This window comes from Nocardia sp. MH4 (assembly GCF_019266065.1).
GTDB lineage: Bacteria > Actinomycetota > Actinomycetes > Mycobacteriales > Mycobacteriaceae > Nocardia > Nocardia canadensis.
Map to the genome: position 1 here is coordinate 12852 of NZ_LPNR01000121.1, position 17512 is coordinate 30363.

Annotated in this window: 16 protein-coding genes; 7 read left to right on the forward strand and 9 right to left on the reverse strand. The window is 71.6% G+C overall.

Annotation, left to right across the window (positions count from 1 at the left end):
* The first annotated feature begins 142 nt into the window (after nt 1–142).
* Nucleotides 143–3379 carry an arabinosyltransferase domain-containing protein gene (locus tag ATM97_RS27435; protein WP_218721093.1) on the forward strand — a complete coding sequence of 1079 codons (3237 nt, stop codon included), beginning with the start codon at nt 143–145 and terminating at the stop codon, nt 3377–3379.
* A gap of 108 nt (nt 3380–3487) precedes the next feature.
* On the opposite strand, the gene ATM97_RS27440 is transcribed toward ATM97_RS27435, so the two are convergent.
* Both ATM97_RS27440 and rarD read right to left on the reverse strand, forming a co-directional pair.
* Complete coding sequence (locus ATM97_RS27440; RefSeq protein ID WP_308248643.1) at nt 3488–4372, reverse strand: ADP-ribosylglycohydrolase family protein; 885 nt, start codon at nt 4370–4372, stop codon at nt 3488–3490.
* 162 nt (nt 4373–4534) lie between these two features.
* Nucleotides 4535–5458 (reverse strand): EamA family transporter RarD, encoded by a 924-nt coding sequence (gene rarD / locus ATM97_RS27445; protein WP_218721095.1) that lies wholly within the window; start codon nt 5456–5458, stop codon nt 4535–4537.
* A 35-nt stretch (nt 5459–5493) separates the two neighbouring features.
* Here rarD and ATM97_RS27450 point away from each other — a divergent pair, with 35 nt between their 5' ends.
* Entirely contained in the window at nt 5494–7917 is a 2424-nt protein-coding gene (locus ATM97_RS27450) for a cation-translocating P-type ATPase (protein WP_218721096.1), read from the forward strand.
* Between the two features lie 80 nt (nt 7918–7997).
* Nucleotides 7998–8816: a PhzF family phenazine biosynthesis protein gene (locus tag ATM97_RS27455; protein WP_218721097.1), complete on the forward strand. Its 819-nt coding sequence runs from the start codon at nt 7998–8000 to the stop codon at nt 8814–8816.
* A 171-nt stretch (nt 8817–8987) separates the two neighbouring features.
* Here ATM97_RS27455 and ATM97_RS27460 read toward each other — a convergent pair whose 3' ends face one another.
* From ATM97_RS27460 to lspA, 3 genes are all read right to left on the reverse strand, one after another.
* Nucleotides 8988–9623, reverse strand: a complete 636-nt coding sequence (locus tag ATM97_RS27460; RefSeq protein ID WP_308248640.1) for a hypothetical protein — start codon at nt 9621–9623, stop codon at nt 8988–8990.
* 88 nt (nt 9624–9711) lie between these two features.
* Nucleotides 9712–10638: an RluA family pseudouridine synthase gene (locus tag ATM97_RS27465; protein ID WP_218721098.1), complete on the reverse strand. Its 927-nt coding sequence runs from the start codon at nt 10636–10638 to the stop codon at nt 9712–9714.
* Nucleotides 10635–11252: a signal peptidase II gene (gene lspA / locus ATM97_RS27470; protein ID WP_218721099.1), complete on the reverse strand. Its 618-nt coding sequence runs from the start codon at nt 11250–11252 to the stop codon at nt 10635–10637. The genes ATM97_RS27465 and lspA overlap by 4 nt, the downstream gene beginning before the upstream one ends.
* 139 nt (nt 11253–11391) lie before the next feature.
* Here lspA and ATM97_RS27475 point away from each other — a divergent pair, with 139 nt between their 5' ends.
* Together ATM97_RS27475 and ATM97_RS27480 are read left to right on the forward strand one after the other, a co-directional pair.
* Entirely contained in the window at nt 11392–12291 is a 900-nt protein-coding gene (locus ATM97_RS27475; protein WP_374104911.1) for a hypothetical protein, read from the forward strand.
* Entirely contained in the window at nt 12288–12995 is a 708-nt protein-coding gene (locus ATM97_RS27480; RefSeq protein ID WP_218721101.1) for a sensor domain-containing protein, read from the forward strand. The genes ATM97_RS27475 and ATM97_RS27480 overlap by 4 nt, the downstream gene beginning before the upstream one ends.
* Nucleotides 12996–12999: 4 nt before the next feature.
* Here ATM97_RS27480 and ATM97_RS27485 read toward each other — a convergent pair whose 3' ends face one another.
* On the reverse strand, nt 13000–13860 hold the full coding sequence (locus ATM97_RS27485; RefSeq protein ID WP_218721102.1) for an LLM class F420-dependent oxidoreductase: 861 nt from the start codon (nt 13858–13860) through the stop codon (nt 13000–13002).
* 154 nt (nt 13861–14014) lie between these two features.
* On the opposite strand from ATM97_RS27485, the gene ATM97_RS27490 reads away from it, so the two are divergent.
* The gene (locus ATM97_RS27490) at nt 14015–14485 is read left to right on the forward strand and encodes a VOC family protein (RefSeq protein WP_218721103.1); all 471 of its coding nucleotides are present in this window, start codon (nt 14015–14017) and stop codon (nt 14483–14485) included.
* Between the two features lie 8 nt (nt 14486–14493).
* Here ATM97_RS27490 and ATM97_RS27495 read toward each other — a convergent pair whose 3' ends face one another.
* Nucleotides 14494–14913 carry a Rieske (2Fe-2S) protein gene (locus ATM97_RS27495; RefSeq protein ID WP_218721104.1) on the reverse strand — a complete coding sequence of 140 codons (420 nt, stop codon included), beginning with the start codon at nt 14911–14913 and terminating at the stop codon, nt 14494–14496.
* Nucleotides 14914–15087: 174 nt separating this feature from the next.
* Here ATM97_RS27495 and ATM97_RS27500 point away from each other — a divergent pair, with 174 nt between their 5' ends.
* The gene (locus tag ATM97_RS27500; protein WP_218721105.1) at nt 15088–16062 is read left to right on the forward strand and encodes an NAD(P)-dependent alcohol dehydrogenase; all 975 of its coding nucleotides are present in this window, start codon (nt 15088–15090) and stop codon (nt 16060–16062) included.
* Nucleotides 16063–16068: 6 nt separating this feature from the next.
* Here ATM97_RS27500 and ATM97_RS27505 read toward each other — a convergent pair whose 3' ends face one another.
* Both ATM97_RS27505 and ATM97_RS27510 read right to left on the reverse strand, forming a co-directional pair.
* Nucleotides 16069–16701 (reverse strand): LON peptidase substrate-binding domain-containing protein, encoded by a 633-nt coding sequence (locus ATM97_RS27505; RefSeq protein WP_308248642.1) that lies wholly within the window; start codon nt 16699–16701, stop codon nt 16069–16071.
* 67 nt (nt 16702–16768) lie between these two features.
* A partial coding sequence (locus ATM97_RS27510) for an AMP-binding protein (RefSeq protein WP_218721106.1) occupies nt 16769–17512 on the reverse strand: 744 nt, incomplete at its 5' end.

Sequence of the window (17512 nt, forward strand, 5' to 3'; positions counted from 1 at the left end):
CGCCTGCGCCTGATTCTCCTGCCGCGAACCCCGGCCCCGCTGTCGTCGCGGCCGGGGTTCGCGCGTTCGGTGACCCTGCTGGATCGCGTGTGACCAGCACGTGTTTCGCGAGCCGTCGACGGCGCCGCTACTATCGGGCCCCGTGGTAGAGACGATCGTGCGGCCGGGGCATCCGCCCGAGGATGTTTCGGACTCCGCGCGACGGGCCCGGCCCGACCGCTGGGTCCGCGTCGTCGCGATCGTCGCCGCGCTGGTCGGCGTGCTGAGCGCGATCGCCATCCCGTTCCTGCCGGTCCGGGTCGACACCGCGACGGTCGCCTGGCCGCAGCGCGGCGCGACCACCTCGATCGAATCCCCGCTGGTCGCCTACGCGCCCGCCGAGCTGACCGCCACCGTGCCGTGCGCGGCGCTGAGCGCGCTCGCCGAGACCGGCGGCGTCGCGGTGTCGACGATCCCGCACCAGTCCGCCGACAGGGAGAAGTACGGCTTCGTCGTCAAGGTCGTCGCCGACACACCCGAACGCGCGGGTCGCGTCGACGTGGTCGCCCGGTCCACGCTGCTGTGGACGGTGCCGCTGGCCGAGGTCCTGGGCAGCGGCTGCGCGATCTCGGTCGACCTCACCCCGCAGCAAGCCGCGGTCACCGCGACCGGTCTCGGCGCGTCCGGGGCGGTGCTGCCCACCGACCTGCGTCCCCAGGTGGTCGGCGTCTTCAGCGAGCTGACCGGCGCGCCGCCCGCGGGTCTGGACGTGCGGGTGGTGGCCGATGCGCGCTACATCACCTCGCCGACCTGGATCAAGCTCGGCGTGATCGTGCTGTGCCTGCTCGCGACCGCGCTCTCGCTGTTCGCCCTGCACCGCCTCGACGCGCTCGACGGCCGCGCGGCCCGCCGGTTCCTGCCGCAGCGCTGGTGGCGCCTGCGGCCGGTCGACTGGCTGGTGTTCGCGGTCCTGGTCGTCTGGCACTTCATCGGCGCCAACACCTCCGACGACGGCTACATCCTCGGCATGGCCAGGGGCGCGCGCTCCTCGGGCACCATGTCGAACTACTACCGCTGGTTCAGCGTCGACGAGGGGCCGTTCTACACGCCCTACACCGACATCATCGGCTGGATCACCCATATTTCCGCGGTCAGCCCGCTGGTGCGGCTGCCCGCGCTCGGCGCCGGCCTGCTGACCTGGTGGCTGATCAGCCGCGAGGTGCTGCCCCGGCTCGGGACGGCCGTGCGCCGTCAGCGGGCCGCGACCTGGACCGCGGCGCTGGTGTTCCTGGCGTTCTGGCTGCCCTACAACAACGGCCTGCGCGCGGAGTTCGTCGTCGCGCTGGGTGTGCTGGTCACCTGGGTCTCGGTCGAGCGGGCCATCGCGACCCGGCGGCTGCTGCCGTTCGCGGTCGCGGTGATCGTCGCGGCGTTCACGCTGACCGGCGCGCCGTCGGGGCTGATCTGCCTGGGCGCGCTGGTGGCCGGTGCCCGCGTCGTCACCGCGGTGATCGTGCGGCGGGCCAAGACGGTGGGCTATCTCGCGCAGCTGCTGCCGATCCTGGCGGCGGGCACGCTGGTGCTGACCGTCGTGTTCGCCGACCGGACCCTGGCCGGCGTGCGGGAGATGTTCGAGGTGCACGGCAAGATCGGGCCGGGGGAGTCCTGGTTCTTCGAGTTCCTGCGCTACCAGTACCTGTTGCAGCTCAACGCCGACGGCTGGCTGACCCGCCGTTTCGGAGTCTTCGCGATGCTGCTCGGGCTGATCGTCTGCGCGGCCACCATGTTGCGCCGGGGTGGGCACATTCCCGGCACGGCGGTCGGCCCGACCCGCAGGCTGCTCGGCATCACCCTCGCCGCCATGGTGCTGATGATGTTCTCGCCGACCAAGTGGACCCATCAGTTCGGCGTTTTCGCCGGCCTGGCGACCTGTGTCGCCGCGGTGACCGCGGTGGCGGTGAGCCCGGCCGTGCTGCGGCCGCTGCGCAACCGCGCGCTGTTCGCCGCGGCCGTCTTCTTCGCGCTGTCGATGACCTTCGTCGGCGCCAACGGCTACTGGTACGTCTCGTCGTGGGGCATCCCGTGGTGGGACAAGCCGCCGAGCATCGCCGGCTACGGCATCTCGACCGCGTTCGTCGGGCTGACCGTGCTGTGCCTGGCCGCCGCAGCCTGGTTCCACATCCATCCGAGCCCGTCCACCCGGTCGTGGCCGCTGGCACGGGTCCCGGTGCTGGCCGTGGTCGCCGCGATGATGGTGCTGTTCGAGGTGGCCTCCTTCGCGAAGGCGACCCTGGCGCAGTACCCGGCTTACTCGCTGGCCGGGTCGAACCTCGAGGCCGCCTTCGGCGGCGGCTGCGGCATGGCCGACGAGGTACTCGTCGAGACCGACCCGAACGCGTCGATGCTCGCGCCGCTGACCGGCGACGTGGCGACCGCCCTGGCCGGTGACTCGACCGGGTTCCGGCCCGACGGCGTGGCCCCGGTCCTCACCTCCGACGAGGTGGAATCGACCACGGGCCAGGCGAATTCGGTCTCCGACGACCCCGACAAGCTGCGCGACGCCTCGACCTCGGCGGGCTCGGAGTCCCGGCAGGGCTCGCTGGCCCTGCCGTTCGGCCTCGACCCGGCGACCACGCCCGTGCTCGGCAGCTACCGCGCCGGTGCCCAGGAGCCCGCCGCGCTGACCACCGGCTGGTTCCGCCTGCCGGAGGGTCCGCGTGGGCCGTTGCTCGCGGTGTCGGTGGCGGGCCGGATCCGCTCGGTCGACGCCGACGGCATCGTGCATCCCGGCCAGGAATTGGCCGTCGAATACGGCACCGCGGCCGCCGACGGCACCGTCGCGGTGACCGGTCGGGTCGCGCCGATCGACATCGGTCCCGCGCCCATGTGGCGCAACCTGCGCGTCCCGCTCGACCAGCTGCCCGCCGACACGAGCGTGGTCCGCTTGGTCGCGCAGGACAAGGATCTGGGCCCCGATCAGTGGCTGGCGGTGACCCCGCCGCGGATGCCGCAGACCACCACGCTCAACGCCCTGGTCGGCAGCCGGACCCCGGTGCTGCTGGATTGGGCTGTGGGCCTGCACTTCCCGTGCCAGAACCACCTGCCGACCTACAACGGCATCGCGGAGCTGCCCACCTATCGCATCCTGCCCGACCGCAACGGCGCCACGATCACCAACCTGTGGCAGGGCCACGACGGCGGCGGGCCGCTCGGCTGGACCCAGCTGCTGTTCACCGGCCGCACCCTGCCGACCTATCTGAACAACGACTGGGACCGGGACTGGGGTTCGATCGAGCAGTACCTGCCGCTGGACACCACCGCGGTCCCCGCGCGACCGCAGGTCGACTCCGAGAACCGCTGGGGGACCTGGACTCCCGGCCCGATCATCACCGCCTGGTAGCCGGTACTCCGGCGCGGAAATCCGTCCGCGCCGGGTGCGGTGGTCGGGATGCCGTCGGCGGCACTCGGTGGGCGGCGCCTGCGTGGGAGCGTTGGCGCCGCGTCTTCCTCAACGGGAGTGGGCAGCGATGCGCTGGGCCAGATCCGGCAGATCGGCGCCGGTCAGGCCGGGATAACCGTGCAGGAGCGCCCGCCAGCGCGCCGGGACCGCGGACGCGCCCCAGCGAGCGCCGAGCAGACCACCGGCGATGGCGGCGGTGGTGTCGGTGTCGTTGCCGGCGCGCACACAGGCTTCCAGCGCGCGCGGCAGATGCTCGGGGGTCGACTGGTCGGTGGTGGTGATGGCCCACCACGCCGTCTGCAGGGCGTGCACCACCCAGCCGTTGTTCGGGAAGTCGGCCGGGGTGCCCTTCTCCGCTTCGTCGAGGCGGTCGTGCCAGTACTCGGATTGCCGTGAACCGCCGACGTATTCGCGCACGCCCTCGAAATCGGCGTGCAGCACCGCGTGCCGCACGGCGTAGGTCCAGATCTTGCACGCCTCGACGGCGTGCTCGTCGTAGTGCGTCAGCATGCCGATCCGGCCCGCCGCCGCGACGCAGGCCGCGGCATCGTCGAGATAGGCCAGCGCGACCGGCGCGGTCCGCATGAGCGAGCCGTTGCCGCCGGTGCGGCCCGACAGCGACATCGCCACCGCCTGCATGCTCAGCGCCGAGGACGGCCGGGCCGACAGCACGGTGCGGGTCTGGTTCCCGATATCGGGCGGCACGGAGTCGTACCAGGCGAGGAAACCCGCCGCGACCGCGTCCAGATCGATCCCCGGACCGTTCACCGCCGCCAGCACGATCGCCAGCGCCATCGAGGTGTCGTCGGTCCACTCGCCCGGCGCCCAGTGGAACGGCCCGCCCCCGATCATGTCGATCACCGCCCCCGGCCCCGGCACCGTGAACTCGTAGCCGGCCCCCAGCGCGTCCCCCGCGGCCCCGCCGACGAGCACCCCCGCCACCCGATCAGAGAACCCCGCATCATGCACAGAAACCCACCCCTCTCGGGCGCCCGCTCTCCGTGTGTCCAGCTGTCGAGCCTACCGGTCGGGTTGTGCGACACACCCAGCTTTCGCCCTCCGGCGCGCCCGTGTCGGGCGGCGGATTCGGCCCGGTCAGGGCGTGGTGACCTGGTCGACGGGAGCCGGGGCCGGGGTCGCGCGCCGGGCGCGTCGGTTGCGGCGCAGCGCGTCGGTGGTGAACACGGCCAGGGCGGCCCAGATGAGCGCGAACCCGGCCCAGCGGGAGGCGGGCATCGGCTCGTGCATGACCGCGACGCCCCAGGCCATCTGGAGGGCGGGGGTGAGGTACTGGAGGATGCCCATCGTCGAGAGCGGGACGCGCTGGGCGGCGACCGCGAACAACAGCAGCGGGATCAGCGTGACCGGGCCGGTGGCCAGCATCAGGCCGAAATGGGCCGGGGTGGAGGTGAATTCGCTGCGGCCGGTGGCCATCAGCGCGATCAGGAAGGCCAGGGCGAACGGCACGGCGACGATGCCCTCGGCGGCGATACCGCGCAGCGCGTCGAGCGTGATCACCTTCTTGACCAGACCGTAGGTGGCGAACGAACAGGCCAGGACCAGGGCGATCACCGGCGGCCTGCCGTAGTCGACGGTGAGCACCACCACGGCCAGCGCGCCGAGGCCCAGCGCCAGCCACTGCGCGCGGGTGAGGCGTTCCCGGAACAGCACCACGCCGAAGGCGACGGTGACGAGCGGATTGATGAAGTACCCCAGCGCGCACTCCACGACATGCCCGGAATTCACGCCGTACACATAGGTGCCCCAGTTGATCGCGATGGCCGCCGAGGCCGCCGCCGCCAGCCGCCAGGTCCGCGCGTCGATCCCGCGCATCTGCCGCAGCCGTCCGGTCAGCGCGAGCACGATCAACACCACGACCAGCGTCCAGATGATGCGCTGGGCCACCACCTCGGCCGCCGAGGCGAACGCCAGCAACCCGAAGAACGCGGGGAACATGCCCCAGATCAGATAGGCGCCGGCGCCGAAGACGACACCGGGCGGAGAGGGGCTGCGCTGCATTCATCCCATGTTACGACTGACGTAGCCTGACGAGCATGTCCATTTCCGTGCAGGAGCCCGCGGCGACGGGGCTCACCGCAGCACAGGTCGAGGAACGACGCCGCGACGGGCGAACCAACGATGTTCCGGCCAGAGCGAGCCGGTCCGTGCGCGAGATCGTGCGGGCGAACGTCTTCACCCGCATCAATGCCATTCTGGGCGTGCTGTTCCTGCTGGTGCTGTCCACCGGCTCGATCATCGACGGCATGTTCGGCCTGCTCATCGTGGCCAACAGCGCGGTCGGCATCATCCAGGAGATCCGGGCCAAACGGACTCTGGATCAGCTCGCGATCGTCAGCCAGGCCAAGCCGACGGTGCGCCGCGACGGCGTTGCCCACGAGGTAGCCCCCGGCGAGGTGGTCCTCGACGACCTGATCGAGCTGGGTCCGGGTGACCAGATCGTCGTCGACGGCGAGATCGAGGAAGCCGCCGCCCTCGAGGTGGACGAATCGCTGCTCACCGGTGAGGCCGACCCGATCGACAAGGGCGTGGGCGCCCCGGTGATGTCGGGCAGCTTCGTGGTGTCGGGCTCGGGCGCCTACCGCGCGACCAAGGTCGGCAGGGACGCCTACGCGGCCAAGCTGGCCGAGGAGGCCAGCAAGTTCACCCTGGTGCACTCGGAACTGCGCTCCGGCATCGACAAGATCCTCAAGTTCATCACCTACCTGCTGATCCCGGCGGGCGCGCTGAGCATCTACAACCAGCTGGTCTCCAGCAAGGAGTCCTGGCGACCCGCCGTGACCGGCATGGTCGCCGCGCTGGTGCCGATGGTCCCCGAGGGGCTGGTCCTGATGACCTCCATCGCGTTCGCGGTGGGCGTGGTGCGCCTGGGCAAGCGCAACTGCCTGGTGCAGGAGCTGCCCGCGATCGAGGGCCTGGCCCGCGTCGACGTGGTGTGCGCGGACAAGACCGGCACCCTGACCGAGAACGGCATGCGCCTGTCGCAGATCGCACCGCTCGGCGCCTTCGACGAGGACCAGGTCCGGCAGGTGCTGGCCGCCCTGGCCGGCGACGATCCGCGCCCGAACGCGAGCGTGCAGGCGATCGCCGAGGCCTTCCCCGACTCGCCGGACTGGTCGCAGACCGCCGTCGCCCCGTTCTCCTCGGCCAAGAAGTGGAGCGGCATCTCCTATGGCGCCCACGGTGATTGGCTGCTCGGCGCACCCGACGTGCTGCTCGATCCCGCCTCTGCCGACGCCGAGCGGGCCGAAGACCTCGGCTCCTCGGGCCTGCGGGTGCTGCTGCTGGCCCGCTCCGACCGCCCGGTCGACGCCGACGACGCCCCCGGCCGGGTCGAACCCGCCGCGCTCGTCGTGCTCGAACAGCGGGTCCGCCCCGACGCCAAGGGCACGCTCGAATACTTCGCGAGCCAGCATGTCTCGATCAAGGTGATCTCCGGCGACAACGCCGTCTCGGTCGGCGCGGTCGCCTCCTCGCTGGACCTGCCCGGCGGCGACCACGCGGTCGACGCGCGCTCGCTGCCCGAGGACCGCGACGAGCTCGCCGACGTCCTCGAGCGCGACACCACCTTCGGCCGTGTCCGCCCGGATCAGAAGCGCGCCATGGTCGGTGCGCTGCAGTCGCGCGGGCACACCGTCGCCATGACCGGTGACGGCGTCAACGACGTGCTCGCCCTCAAGGACGCCGATATCGGCGTCGCGATGGGCGCGGGCAGCCCGGCCACGCGCGCGGTGGCCCAGATCGTGTTGCTGGACAACAAGTTCGCGACCCTGCCCTATGTGGTGGGCGAGGGCCGCCGGGTGATCGGCAATATCGAACGGGTCTCGAACCTGTTCCTCACCAAGACCGTGTACTCGGTGCTGCTGGCGTTCCTGGTCGGCCTGGCCGGTGTCGGGTCGCAGATCTTCGGCTACGACCCGATCGGCTATCCGTTCCTGCCGCGCCACGTCACCATCGCGGCCTGGTTCACCATCGGCATCCCGGCGTTCATCCTGTCGCTGGCGCCCAACAACGAGCGCGCCCGCACCGGGTTCGTCGGCCGGGTCATGCGCCTGGCGGTGCCCTCGGGCGTGGTGATCGGCGTCGCGACGTTCGTGTCCTACCTCATCGCCTACGCCGGGCCGGAAGCCTCGGAGACACAGAAGATCCAGGCGGGCACCACCGCGCTGATCACCTTGATCATGATCGCGGTGTGGGTGCTGGCGCTGGTCGCGCGGCCGTACGTGTGGTGGAAGGTGGTGCTGATCGCGGCATCGGTGCTGGCCTACATCGCGCTGTTCACGATCCCGTTCACCCGCGAGTTCTTCAAGCTCGACCCGTCGAACCCGCGACTGACGCTGGCCGCGTTCGTCTGTGGCGCGGTGGGCATCGTGCTGGTGGAGCTGGCGTGGTGGGTGCAGGCGCGGCTGTCCGGCAACACCGGCAAGTTCGTTCCCGCGGTGGGCGCCCAGGGCGCCTGAGGCCGCGCTGACCAGGCCGGGTTTGCCTCGAGAACCCTTGCGCCGGACGCACATTCGGTGTTGGAGTACCTTTGCGCACTATGGAGGTATTGCTGCACCAGATCGACGCGTTCACCGACGCACCGTTCTCGGGCAACCCGGCCGCGGTCATGCCGCTGCCCCGCTGGCTGCCGGACACGCTGCTGCAACAGCTGGCCGAGGAGAACAACCTCGCCGAGACCGCGTTCTACACCTCCGAGTTACCCCCGGACGCCGGCGGCCCGCCCGGCGAATGGCCCGCCTTCCACCTGCGCTGGTTCACCCCGGCGGTCGAGGTGGACATGTGCGGGCACGCCACCCTCGCCTCAGCCACCCAGATCATCGAGGACCTGCATCCCGAGCACGATCGGGTCAGCTTCTACACCCGCTCGGGCTGGCTGCACGTCGACCGCACCGACGACGACGAGTACGTGCTGGATCTGCCCGCGCTCGCCTCGGTGCGCGTCGACCCCGACCCGGCTCTGATCGCGGCCCTCGGCGTCACCCCGCTGCACGCCTACACCGGCCAGGACGAGGTGATCGTCCTCGGCTCCGAGGACGAAGTCCGCTCCGCCACACCGAATCTCGGTGCGTTCCCGGCGCTGGCCCGCGGCGCGATCATCACCGCGCCCGGCACCGCCACCGACTTCGTCTCGCGGCTGTTCGCCCCCGGTGTCGGGGTCCCGGAGGATCCTGTCACCGGTTCGGCGCACGCCCAGCTGGTTCCGCTGTGGAGCCGCGAGCTGGGCCGCACGACGCTGACCGCGCGTCAGCTCTCCCGGCGCGGCGGGACACTGCGCGCCGAACTCGCCGACGACCGGGTGCTGCTGCTCGGGCGCTGCCGCCGCTACCTCGACGGTGTGGTCACCCTGCCCGAGTGAGTCGGGCCTCGCGGAGACGGCAGGTACCTTCGTGCCGCGAGATCCCGTCGAGGTTCGATCCAGGACAGCGCGGCGTCTCTCCCGTCGGGACGGCGCCGCCGGATCGGCCGGAGGGCCGCCGGATGACTCGGGACACGTGGTCCGCCACGGACTCCTCGCGCGGGCCGGGGACTACTCGGTGGGGACGGGGGCGTCGTCCGGAGTCGGTGTGATCACCCCGGTCGACTCCGGTAGCAGCGGCGCCACCGCGAAGCGGCCCGCGATCGCGTCGGCGGGCAGCGCCTGCACCGCGCGGACGCCGGGTCGTGTTGCCAGCACCCGTAATTCGGGCAGCGTGCCGCGCACGACCAGGCCTGCGGTGCACGCGCAGCCCGCGCGCAGCCTGGCCTCGGTGACCCGGGCGATATCGGCGCTGCGCTGATCACGGAACCGCTGGGCGGCCACCAGTCCCGCCGCCGCGTCGGCGGACCGCACCGCGGGTTCGGCACCGGCCGGTGTCGCGACGGTGATCACCGGTGTCTGCACCCGATCGATCGGGACGTGCTGGATCACACCCGCGACGCGCAGGCCGTCGGCCGCGGCCGGGATCTGGGGCGCGGTCAGATAGTCGGTGAACGACACCAGCGCCCAGTGCGGGTCGGTGTCGGCGCCGTCGAGGGAGGCGCGGGCCTCGCGCAGATAGTCGTCGACCTGTTCGCCCTGCGCGGGACCGAGCCGATCGGTCGTCACGCCCGTCGACGGGCGCGGATTGAGGATGCCGAGCACGACGACGACCACGGCCAGCACCACGGCCGCGGCGATGGACACCGCCGTGCGCCCCGACAGTCGGCGATCCTCGGCGCTCCCGCGGTCGTCCGGCGCCGTGTCCGGCGCCGGTACGGACGACCGCGGGTCGTCAGGCATTGCGTAGTACGTCCAGTGCGCCGGCCAGGTCGGCCGGGTACTCGCTGGTGATCTCGAGCCAGCGACCGTCGGCGGGATGGTGGAAGCCCAGCTGACGCGCGTGCAGCCACTGCCGCTCCAGCCCGAGGCGCTTGGCCAGGGTCGGGTCGGCGCCGTAGGTCAGGTCACCGGCGCAGGGGTGGCGCACCGCGGAGAAGTGCACCCGGATCTGGTGGGTGCGACCGGTCTCCAGATGGACGTCGAGCAGGCTGGCCGACTGGAACGCCTCGATCGTGTCGTAGTGGGTGACACTCGGCCTGCCGTCGCCGGTGACCGCGAACTTCCAGTCGTTGCCGCGCGCCCGCCCGATCGGCGCGTCGATCGTGCCGCTGCTCGGATCGGGATGTCCCTGCACCAGGGCATGGTATTGCTTGTCGACCGTGCGCTGCTTGAAGGCGCGCTTGAGCATCGTGTAGGCGTGCTCGGACTGGGCGACCACCATCACGCCGGAGGTGCCCACGTCCAGGCGGTGCACGATGCCCTGCCGTTCGTGCGCGCCCGAGGTGGAGATGCGGTAGCCCATCGCGGCCAGGCCGCCGACCACGGTCGGGCCGGTCCAGCCGACGCCGGTGTGCGCGGCCACGCCGATCGGCTTGTCCACCGCGACGATGTCGTCGTCGGCGTAGAGGATCTTCATCCCCTCCACGGGGGTGGCCTCCACCGTCAGCTCGCGCTTGGGTTCGGGGAACACCACTTCCAGCCACGCGCCCGCGGTCAGCCGGTCGGATTTGCCCGCGGCGACACCGTCGAGCTGCACCGAGCCCTCCTCGGCCAGCGCGGCGACCGCGGTGCGCGACAACCCGAGCAGCCGGGACAGTCCCGCGTCGACCCGCATCCCGTCCAGCCCGTCGGGGACGGGCATAGTCCTGGTTTCCCTCATGCGGTCTCCTCTTTGTGGTTGCGACCGCTGCGGGTGCCGTCCGGCTCGAACCCGAACACGGTGAGCGCGACGAGCAGGATGGCGCCGCACACGATGGCCGAGTCGGCCACGTTGAACACCGGCCACCAGCCGACGGCGACGAAATCGACGACGTGGCCCTGCAGCGGGCCGGGGTAACGGAAGATCCGGTCGACCAGGTTGCCCAGCGCGCCGCCGAGCACCATGCCCAGGCCGATCGCCCACCACAGCGACCGCAGCGTGCGCCCGATCCGGATGACGCCGACCACCACGGCCGCGGCGATCAGGGTCAGCAGCCAGGTCATGCCGGTCGCCATCGAGAACGCCGCACCCGGGTTGCGGACCAGGGTGAAGCGCGCGAAATCGCCGATGATCGGCACCGATTCGCCCGGATCGATGAAGGCGACGGCGAGGCACTTGGTCAGCAGGTCGAGGCCGAACAGCACGACGGCGATGATCAGCAGCGTCGTCAACCGGCGGCGACCAGCGGGTTCGTCCGTTCCGGTGGCCTCGGGCACGGTGTCGGGGGCCGGTGCCGCCGAGTCGTCGCCCGTCTCGGGAACGGCAGCGTTGTCGGATGGCCGGTCTTCACTCACGCGACCATCATTCCCTAATGGCGATCGGTGCTGCGCCGCGGTGCCCGGGAGTCCCAGCTGTTACTCAGGAAGCGGTCGTACGCTGATGGCTGTGACGGTGTTGTCTAGTTCTCGCTTACCCCGCGTCGCGCGTCCCGGGGTGTTACTCGTGGCGCTCGTGCTCGGGTTCGCGACCTTCGGCGCGGGGTGCGCCGACCGCTCGGCATCGCCCGCCGATGTCGAGGGCCTCGAGCCGCTGGGCATCGGTAAGGAAGTGACGGTGCCGATCACGGCGGCGGTCACCACCCTGGTGTCGGCCGGCGACGAGCCGCGCGATCTGCTGCGACCGCGCTACCCGGCGGGCACCACGCAGGAGGTGACACTGCGCACCGACTACCGGATTCAGCAGCAGGTCAACGATCAGCCCGCGCGCGATTTCTCGCCCGCCGCGCTGACCATCCCGATGACCGCCCGCGCGGGCACCGATGGGGTCGACCTCACCGTCGGCACCGTCACCACGCCCGACCCGGCCTTGAACAAGGCGTTCACCACGGCCGACGGCTCGCACGCCGGTCTGGAGATGAGCGACCTCGGCGCGATCACCGAACTGCGGCTCGCGCCGTCACCGGATACTCCCAACACCGCCCGCGCGGCCCTGGAGCAGGCCTTCTATCAGGCCGTGTACCGCTCGATCGCGTTCCCGGACGCGCCGGTCGGCGTCGGCGCGGTGTGGACGGTGCACCAGGAGATCACCGGCGGCGTCACCCTCGATCAGATCACCACCGCCACCCTGACCAGCCGCGACGGCGACCGGCTCACCATCGACCTGCAGGTGACGCAGACCCCGACCGACAAGGTCTGGATGCTGCCCAACAACGCGGGCTCGCTCGACATCGAGGGCTATGTCATGGAGGGCACCGGCACGATCACCGTCGATCTCGGTCTCCCGCTGCCGGTCTCGGGCGCCATCGACGTCGGCGGTCAGCAGACCTACCGCGACGCGCGCAGCGTGAGCACCCTCGTGCAGACCCAGTCCACGCGCGTCTCCTGGACCGAATGATGCGCTCGACCCTGCTGCGCGCGAGCGCGGCCGCCTCGGCCTGCGCGGCGCTCGCCGGGGTCGTCGGGTGCGCTTCCGACGACGAGCAGGCCGGGTCCTTCCCGTCCGCGGTCAGCGCGGCGCCGGGCAACGGCACGGTCGTGCGTGATCCCGCCCAGCTCGCCGCCGGCCTGCTGGCGGCCGAGGATCTGCCCGGCGACTTCAGCGTCATCCCGCCGCGCACGCCCGCCGGGGACACCGCGGCCGTCCCGCCCGCGGCGCCCACCGATCCGCCGGACTGCGGCAGGCTGCTCACCCCGATCGCCGAGCAGCGGCCCGGGTCGGCGGCCGCCGCCTCGGTCCAGTTCGCCGGGCCCAGCTATGCCACGATCGATATCGACGCCGCGAGTTATCCCGACGCGGCGCTGGCGGCCGCCTTCGACGCGCTCCAGGCGCAGCCGCGTCGCTGTGCCGCCTACACCGGCGACGACGCGGGCGTGCACATCGACTACCGCGCCGCCGGTCTCGACCAGCCGCCCGCGGGCGACGCGAGTTCGGCCTTCACCCTGACCGCCGCCAGCGAAGGGCTGACGCTCACCTCGGCGACGGCCCTGGTGCAGGTCGGCAACACCCTGGTCCAGGTGGTGGTCACCGCACCGGAGACCGTCGACCCGGGAGTGCTCGCCGACCTCACCGCCGCGCAGGTCCGCAAACTGCGCGGCTGACTCGTCAGCTGGTGGCGGGCACCGGCGGTGCGATCTTGCCGCCGAGATGGGCGATGTAGCCACGCACCTCGTCGGCCGAGCGGTCCGGCATGCCGAAGACCACCTCGGTGACGCCGAGTTCTTCCCACTGCGCGAGCTGGGCGGCGTCGTAGCGCCCGGCGAGTGCGATCACGCGCGGGGTGCCCTCGCGACCGGCTTCCCGCCAGACCCGGTGCAGCAGTTCGATCTTCTCGCCGAGATCGCCCTCGGTCGGGGTGGTGATCCAGCCGTCGGCGTGCCGGGCCAGCCAGCCGAAGGACTTCTCGGTGCCGCCCGCGCCGAGCAGGACCGGGATCGTCGGGCTGGTCGGCTTCGGCCACGACCAGCTCGGCCCGAACCGCACGAACTCGCCGTCGAATTCGGCTTCCTCCTGCGACCAGATCGCGCGCATCGCGTCGAGGTGTTCGCGCAGCACGGTGCGCCGCTTCTGCGGCGGAACGCCGTGGTGGGCGAGTTCGTCGGTGTTCCAGCCGAATCCGACGCCGAGCTCGACCCGGCCGCCGGAGAGGTGATCGAGCGAGGCGATGGTCTTGGCGAGGGTGATCGGATGATGCTCGGCGGGCAGCGCGACCGCCGTCGACAGCGTGATCCGCTCGGTCACCGCGGCCGCGGTCGCCAGCGCGACCCACGGATCGAGGGTGCGCAGGTAGCGGTCGTCGGGCAGCGAGGAGTCGCCGGTCTGCGGATGCGCCGCGGCCCGCACCACCGGGATGTGGGTGTGCTCGGGGACGTAGAACGCGTCGAAGCCGGCGTTCTCCGCCGCCAGCGCGGCATCGGCGGGCGTGATGCCCCGGTCACTGGTGAACAACACGAGCCCGTAGCGCATGTTCCGGCCCTCCGGATCAGACAACAAAACTGAAACAAGTTCTACCAGTCTTTCGGGCCGCTCGGAAGACCGCGCGCCCGACGGTCTTTCCCCGGCGGGACGAGGGGAATAGGCTCGAACGGTCCGAGCATCAACCGCGACACGGAGGTATCCGATGTCTGATGTTTCCCCCTTTCCCGCTGGTTATCCGCGTATCTGTCCCGGAATCTCGTGTGCGGGCGCCGCGGCCGCGATCGACTTCTACACCGCGGTCTTCGGCGCGACCGAGCGCATGCGGATGCCAGGTCCGGACGGCACCGTGGCGCACTGTGAACTCCTGATCGGCGACTCGGTGCTGATGGTCGGCGACCCGGCGCCGGAAATGGGTTTCCTCGACCCGACGGCGGTCGGCGGTTCGCCGGTCAACCTGATGGTCTACGTCCCCGACGCCGACGCCGCGTTCGCCGCCGCCCTCGGCGCGGGCGCCACCGAGATCAATCCGATGACCGACCAGTTCTACGGCGACCGCACCGGCGCCTTCGAAGACCCGTGGGGCCACCGCTGGACGGTGGCGACCCACATCGAAGACGTCACGCCCGAGGAGATGCAGCGCCGCATGGACGAGATGATGAACGCGGCGGGCTGACCCCGCCGTCAGGCCGGCACGATCGAATCACCCGACACCCGGACGGGTTTCGCCGGCAGCGGCGCCGTGGCAGGCCCCGCGGTGACGCTGCCGTCGAGCCCGAACCGGCTCCCGTGACACGGGCAGGCGATCGAGCCGTCGGCGACCGAGCCGACCCGGCAGCCCGCATGCGTGCACGTCGAGGACAACCCGACGAAGGTCCCCGCCGTCGGCTGTGTGATCACGGTGTCGCCCACGATCACCCCGCCGCCCACCGGCACATCGGCGGTCTTCGCCAACGCGCCCGTCGGCCCGCCCGCCGGGGCCTGTGCCCCCGCGGGCGCGCTCTCGTCCGTGCCCGCGCAGGCGGTCAGCGTGGCGGCCGCGGCGAGGACCCCCGCGCCGACGACGACGGTCCTGCGGTCGAGCTGGATCTCACTACTGGTCATCGTGGAACTCCGATCGGAACTGGCGAGGGGAGCCGGTGGCCGGGCGTTCCGACCGCTCCCTATCGGTTCAACGGGACCGGCGGGTCCCGGGTTCGACCTCGGGACCGGATCGGGGCCCCTTCTCCGGGAGTTCCCCGATGCGGCCGGGACGGGTGCGGGCCTACTGTCACGCTCGTGAAGGCGATCGTGCAGCAGGTATACGGATCTTCGGCGATGCTGGAGGTGGCCCGGGTCGAGCGGCCCGTAGCGGGGAACGGGCAGGTGCTGGTCCGGGTGCGCGCGGCGTCGCTGAACGCGCGGGACTGGCACATCATGCGAGGCGATCCGCGGATCGCGCGGTGGATGGACCGGTCGGTGTTCGGGCGGCGTGGGCCCGCGCAGCCGATTCCCGGCGGGGACTTCGCGGGGGTCGTCGAGGCGGTCGGGGCCGGGGTGACAGATCTGCGCCCGGGCGAGGAGGTGTACGGCGAGTCGATCAGCGGCGCGTTCGCCGAGTATCTGGCGGTCGACCGGTCGGTGGTCGCCGCCAAGCCCGCGGGACTGAGCTTCGCCGAGGCGGCGGCGGTGCCGTTGGCGGCCAATACCGCGCTCACCTGTCTGCGCCACGTCGCGGCCGGGGACCGCGTGCTGATCATCGGGGCCTCCGGTGGGGTCGGCACCTTCGCGGTGCAGCTCGCGCTCGCCGCGGGCGCCGAGGTCACCGGGGTGTGCAGCACCCGCAATGTCGAACTGATTCGCGGGCTCGGTGCCGCGCGGGTCGTCGACTACACCCGCGACCCGGTGCCCGGCCGCTACGACACCGTCCTCGACCTGGCCGGCAGCCGGCGCCTGCGCGAGCTGCTGCGCCTGGTCGAGCCGACCGGCACCCTGGTCCTGTCCGGCGGCGGAAACTACACCGGCGGTAGCCTTTTCGGCCCGATCGGGCTCATGGCCCGCGCCCAGCTGAGCCGACTGTTCGTGCGCCCCACGATCCGGGTGCCGATGGCGAACCAGAGCAGCGCGGCGCTCGACGAACTCCGTGACCTGATCGACACGGGCCGAATCCGTCCGATCATCGACCGGACCTACCCGCTCGACGAGGTCCCCGCCGCGATCCACTACCTGGAAACCGAGCACGCCAGGGCGAAGATCGCGATCACCGTCGGCTGACCGCCGTCACTGCAGCCGGAACTCCATCATCGCGATCGCGTCGTCGACAGCGACGATGAGATTCTCCAGCCGGGTGTACGGGTCGGGCGCCGACAGGGCCGCCTGCCGGTCGGTCGGGCCGATCGGCAGGCGCGCGGCCAGCTCGTAGGAGCGCACCGTCGGGTCGTCGGACAGCCCGTCGAGCGAGGCCGACGGCGGTGGCCGCCGGATCCCGGAGCGGCGCGCGAGCTGCGCGGTGAGCGTGTGCAGCCGGTCGGCGCGTTTGCGCAGGTCGGCCAGCAGTTCGCTGTCGTCGGCGCCGACGCCGTCGGGCCACACCGACACCTCGGCTCGCGGATACGGCGCGTCGGTGAGCCACTCGTCGACCCGGATCCGCTCGGTGCCCGCGCAGCGCAACCGGAACCGCGAGCCCGACAGCTCGACGACATCGGTGATCCGGGCGAGGACGCCGAGGTCGGTCCGGACCTCGCCGCCGCCGACCTCGTGGCCCCGCGCGATGAGGACCACGCCGAACTCGGGCTCCCGCCGCCCGTCGAGGCAGTCCTCGACCAACGCGACATAGCGCGGCTCGAAGATCTGCAACGACAGCGGCTCGCCGGGCAGTAGGACCGCGCCCAACGGGAACATAGGGATCTCCACCCTCACAGCATGCCCGCTGTCGCGCAGACCGTGCCCATCCGACATGCGCGAGCGTCAGATCCCCGGGTCATCCCTTCGCGATCGCCTCGAACACGGTCGGGTCGACCAGCGTGGAGGTGTCGCCCAGCTCCCGGCCCTCGGCCACATCGCGCAGCAGTCGGCGCATGATCTTGCCGCTGCGGGTCTTGGGCAGCTCGGGCACCAGGTGGATCTCGCGCGGCCGGGCGATCGGGCTGATCTCCAGGGAGACAGCGGCCTTGAGCTCGGTGACCAGCGTGTCGTCCGGCGCGGCCGAGCCGGTGAGGATGACGAACGCGACGATGCCCTGCCCGGTGGTCGCGTCGGTGGCGCCGACGACGGCGGCCTCGGCCACGGCCGGGTGTCCGACAAGGGCCGATTCGACTTCGGCGGTCGAGATGCGATGGCCGGACACGTTCATCACGTCGTCGACCCGGCCCAGGATCCACAGGTCGCCGTCGGCGTCGAGCTTGGCGCCGTCCCCGGCGAAGTACCACCCCTCGGAAGCGAAACGCTGCCAATAGGTTTCACGGAAGCGGTCCATGTCGTTCCAGATTCCGCGCAGCATCGACGGCCACGGCTGATCCAGGACCAGCAGACCCGAGGCGTCGTTGTCCAGCGGGGTGCCGTCGTCGTCGACCACCGTCGCCGAGATCCCCGGCAGCGGCGCGGTCGCGGCGCCCGGCTTGGTGGCGGTGACGCCGGGCAGTGGCGAGATCATGATGGCGCCGGTTTCGGTTTGCCACCAGGTGTCGACGATCGGGGTCTTGTTGGCGCCGAGGACGTCTCGGTA

Coding starts and splice junctions, on each gene's coding strand:
- ATM97_RS27480 (WP_218721101.1), top strand. CDS start 12,288: ATGATGCGCTCGACCCTGCTGCGCGCGAGCGCGGCCGCCTCGGCCTGC.
- ATM97_RS27450 (WP_218721096.1), top strand. CDS start 5,494: ATGTCCATTTCCGTGCAGGAGCCCGCGGCGACGGGGCTCACCGCAGCA.
- ATM97_RS27485 (WP_218721102.1), bottom strand. CDS start 13,860: ATGCGCTACGGGCTCGTGTTGTTCACCAGTGACCGGGGCATCACGCCC.
- ATM97_RS27455 (WP_218721097.1), top strand. CDS start 7,998: ATGGAGGTATTGCTGCACCAGATCGACGCGTTCACCGACGCACCGTTC.
- ATM97_RS27495 (WP_218721104.1), bottom strand. CDS start 14,913: ATGACCAGTAGTGAGATCCAGCTCGACCGCAGGACCGTCGTCGTCGGC.
- rarD (WP_218721095.1), bottom strand. CDS start 5,458: ATGCAGCGCAGCCCCTCTCCGCCCGGTGTCGTCTTCGGCGCCGGCGCC.
- ATM97_RS27490 (WP_218721103.1), top strand. CDS start 14,015: ATGTCTGATGTTTCCCCCTTTCCCGCTGGTTATCCGCGTATCTGTCCC.
- ATM97_RS27465 (WP_218721098.1), bottom strand. CDS start 10,638: ATGAGGGAAACCAGGACTATGCCCGTCCCCGACGGGCTGGACGGGATG.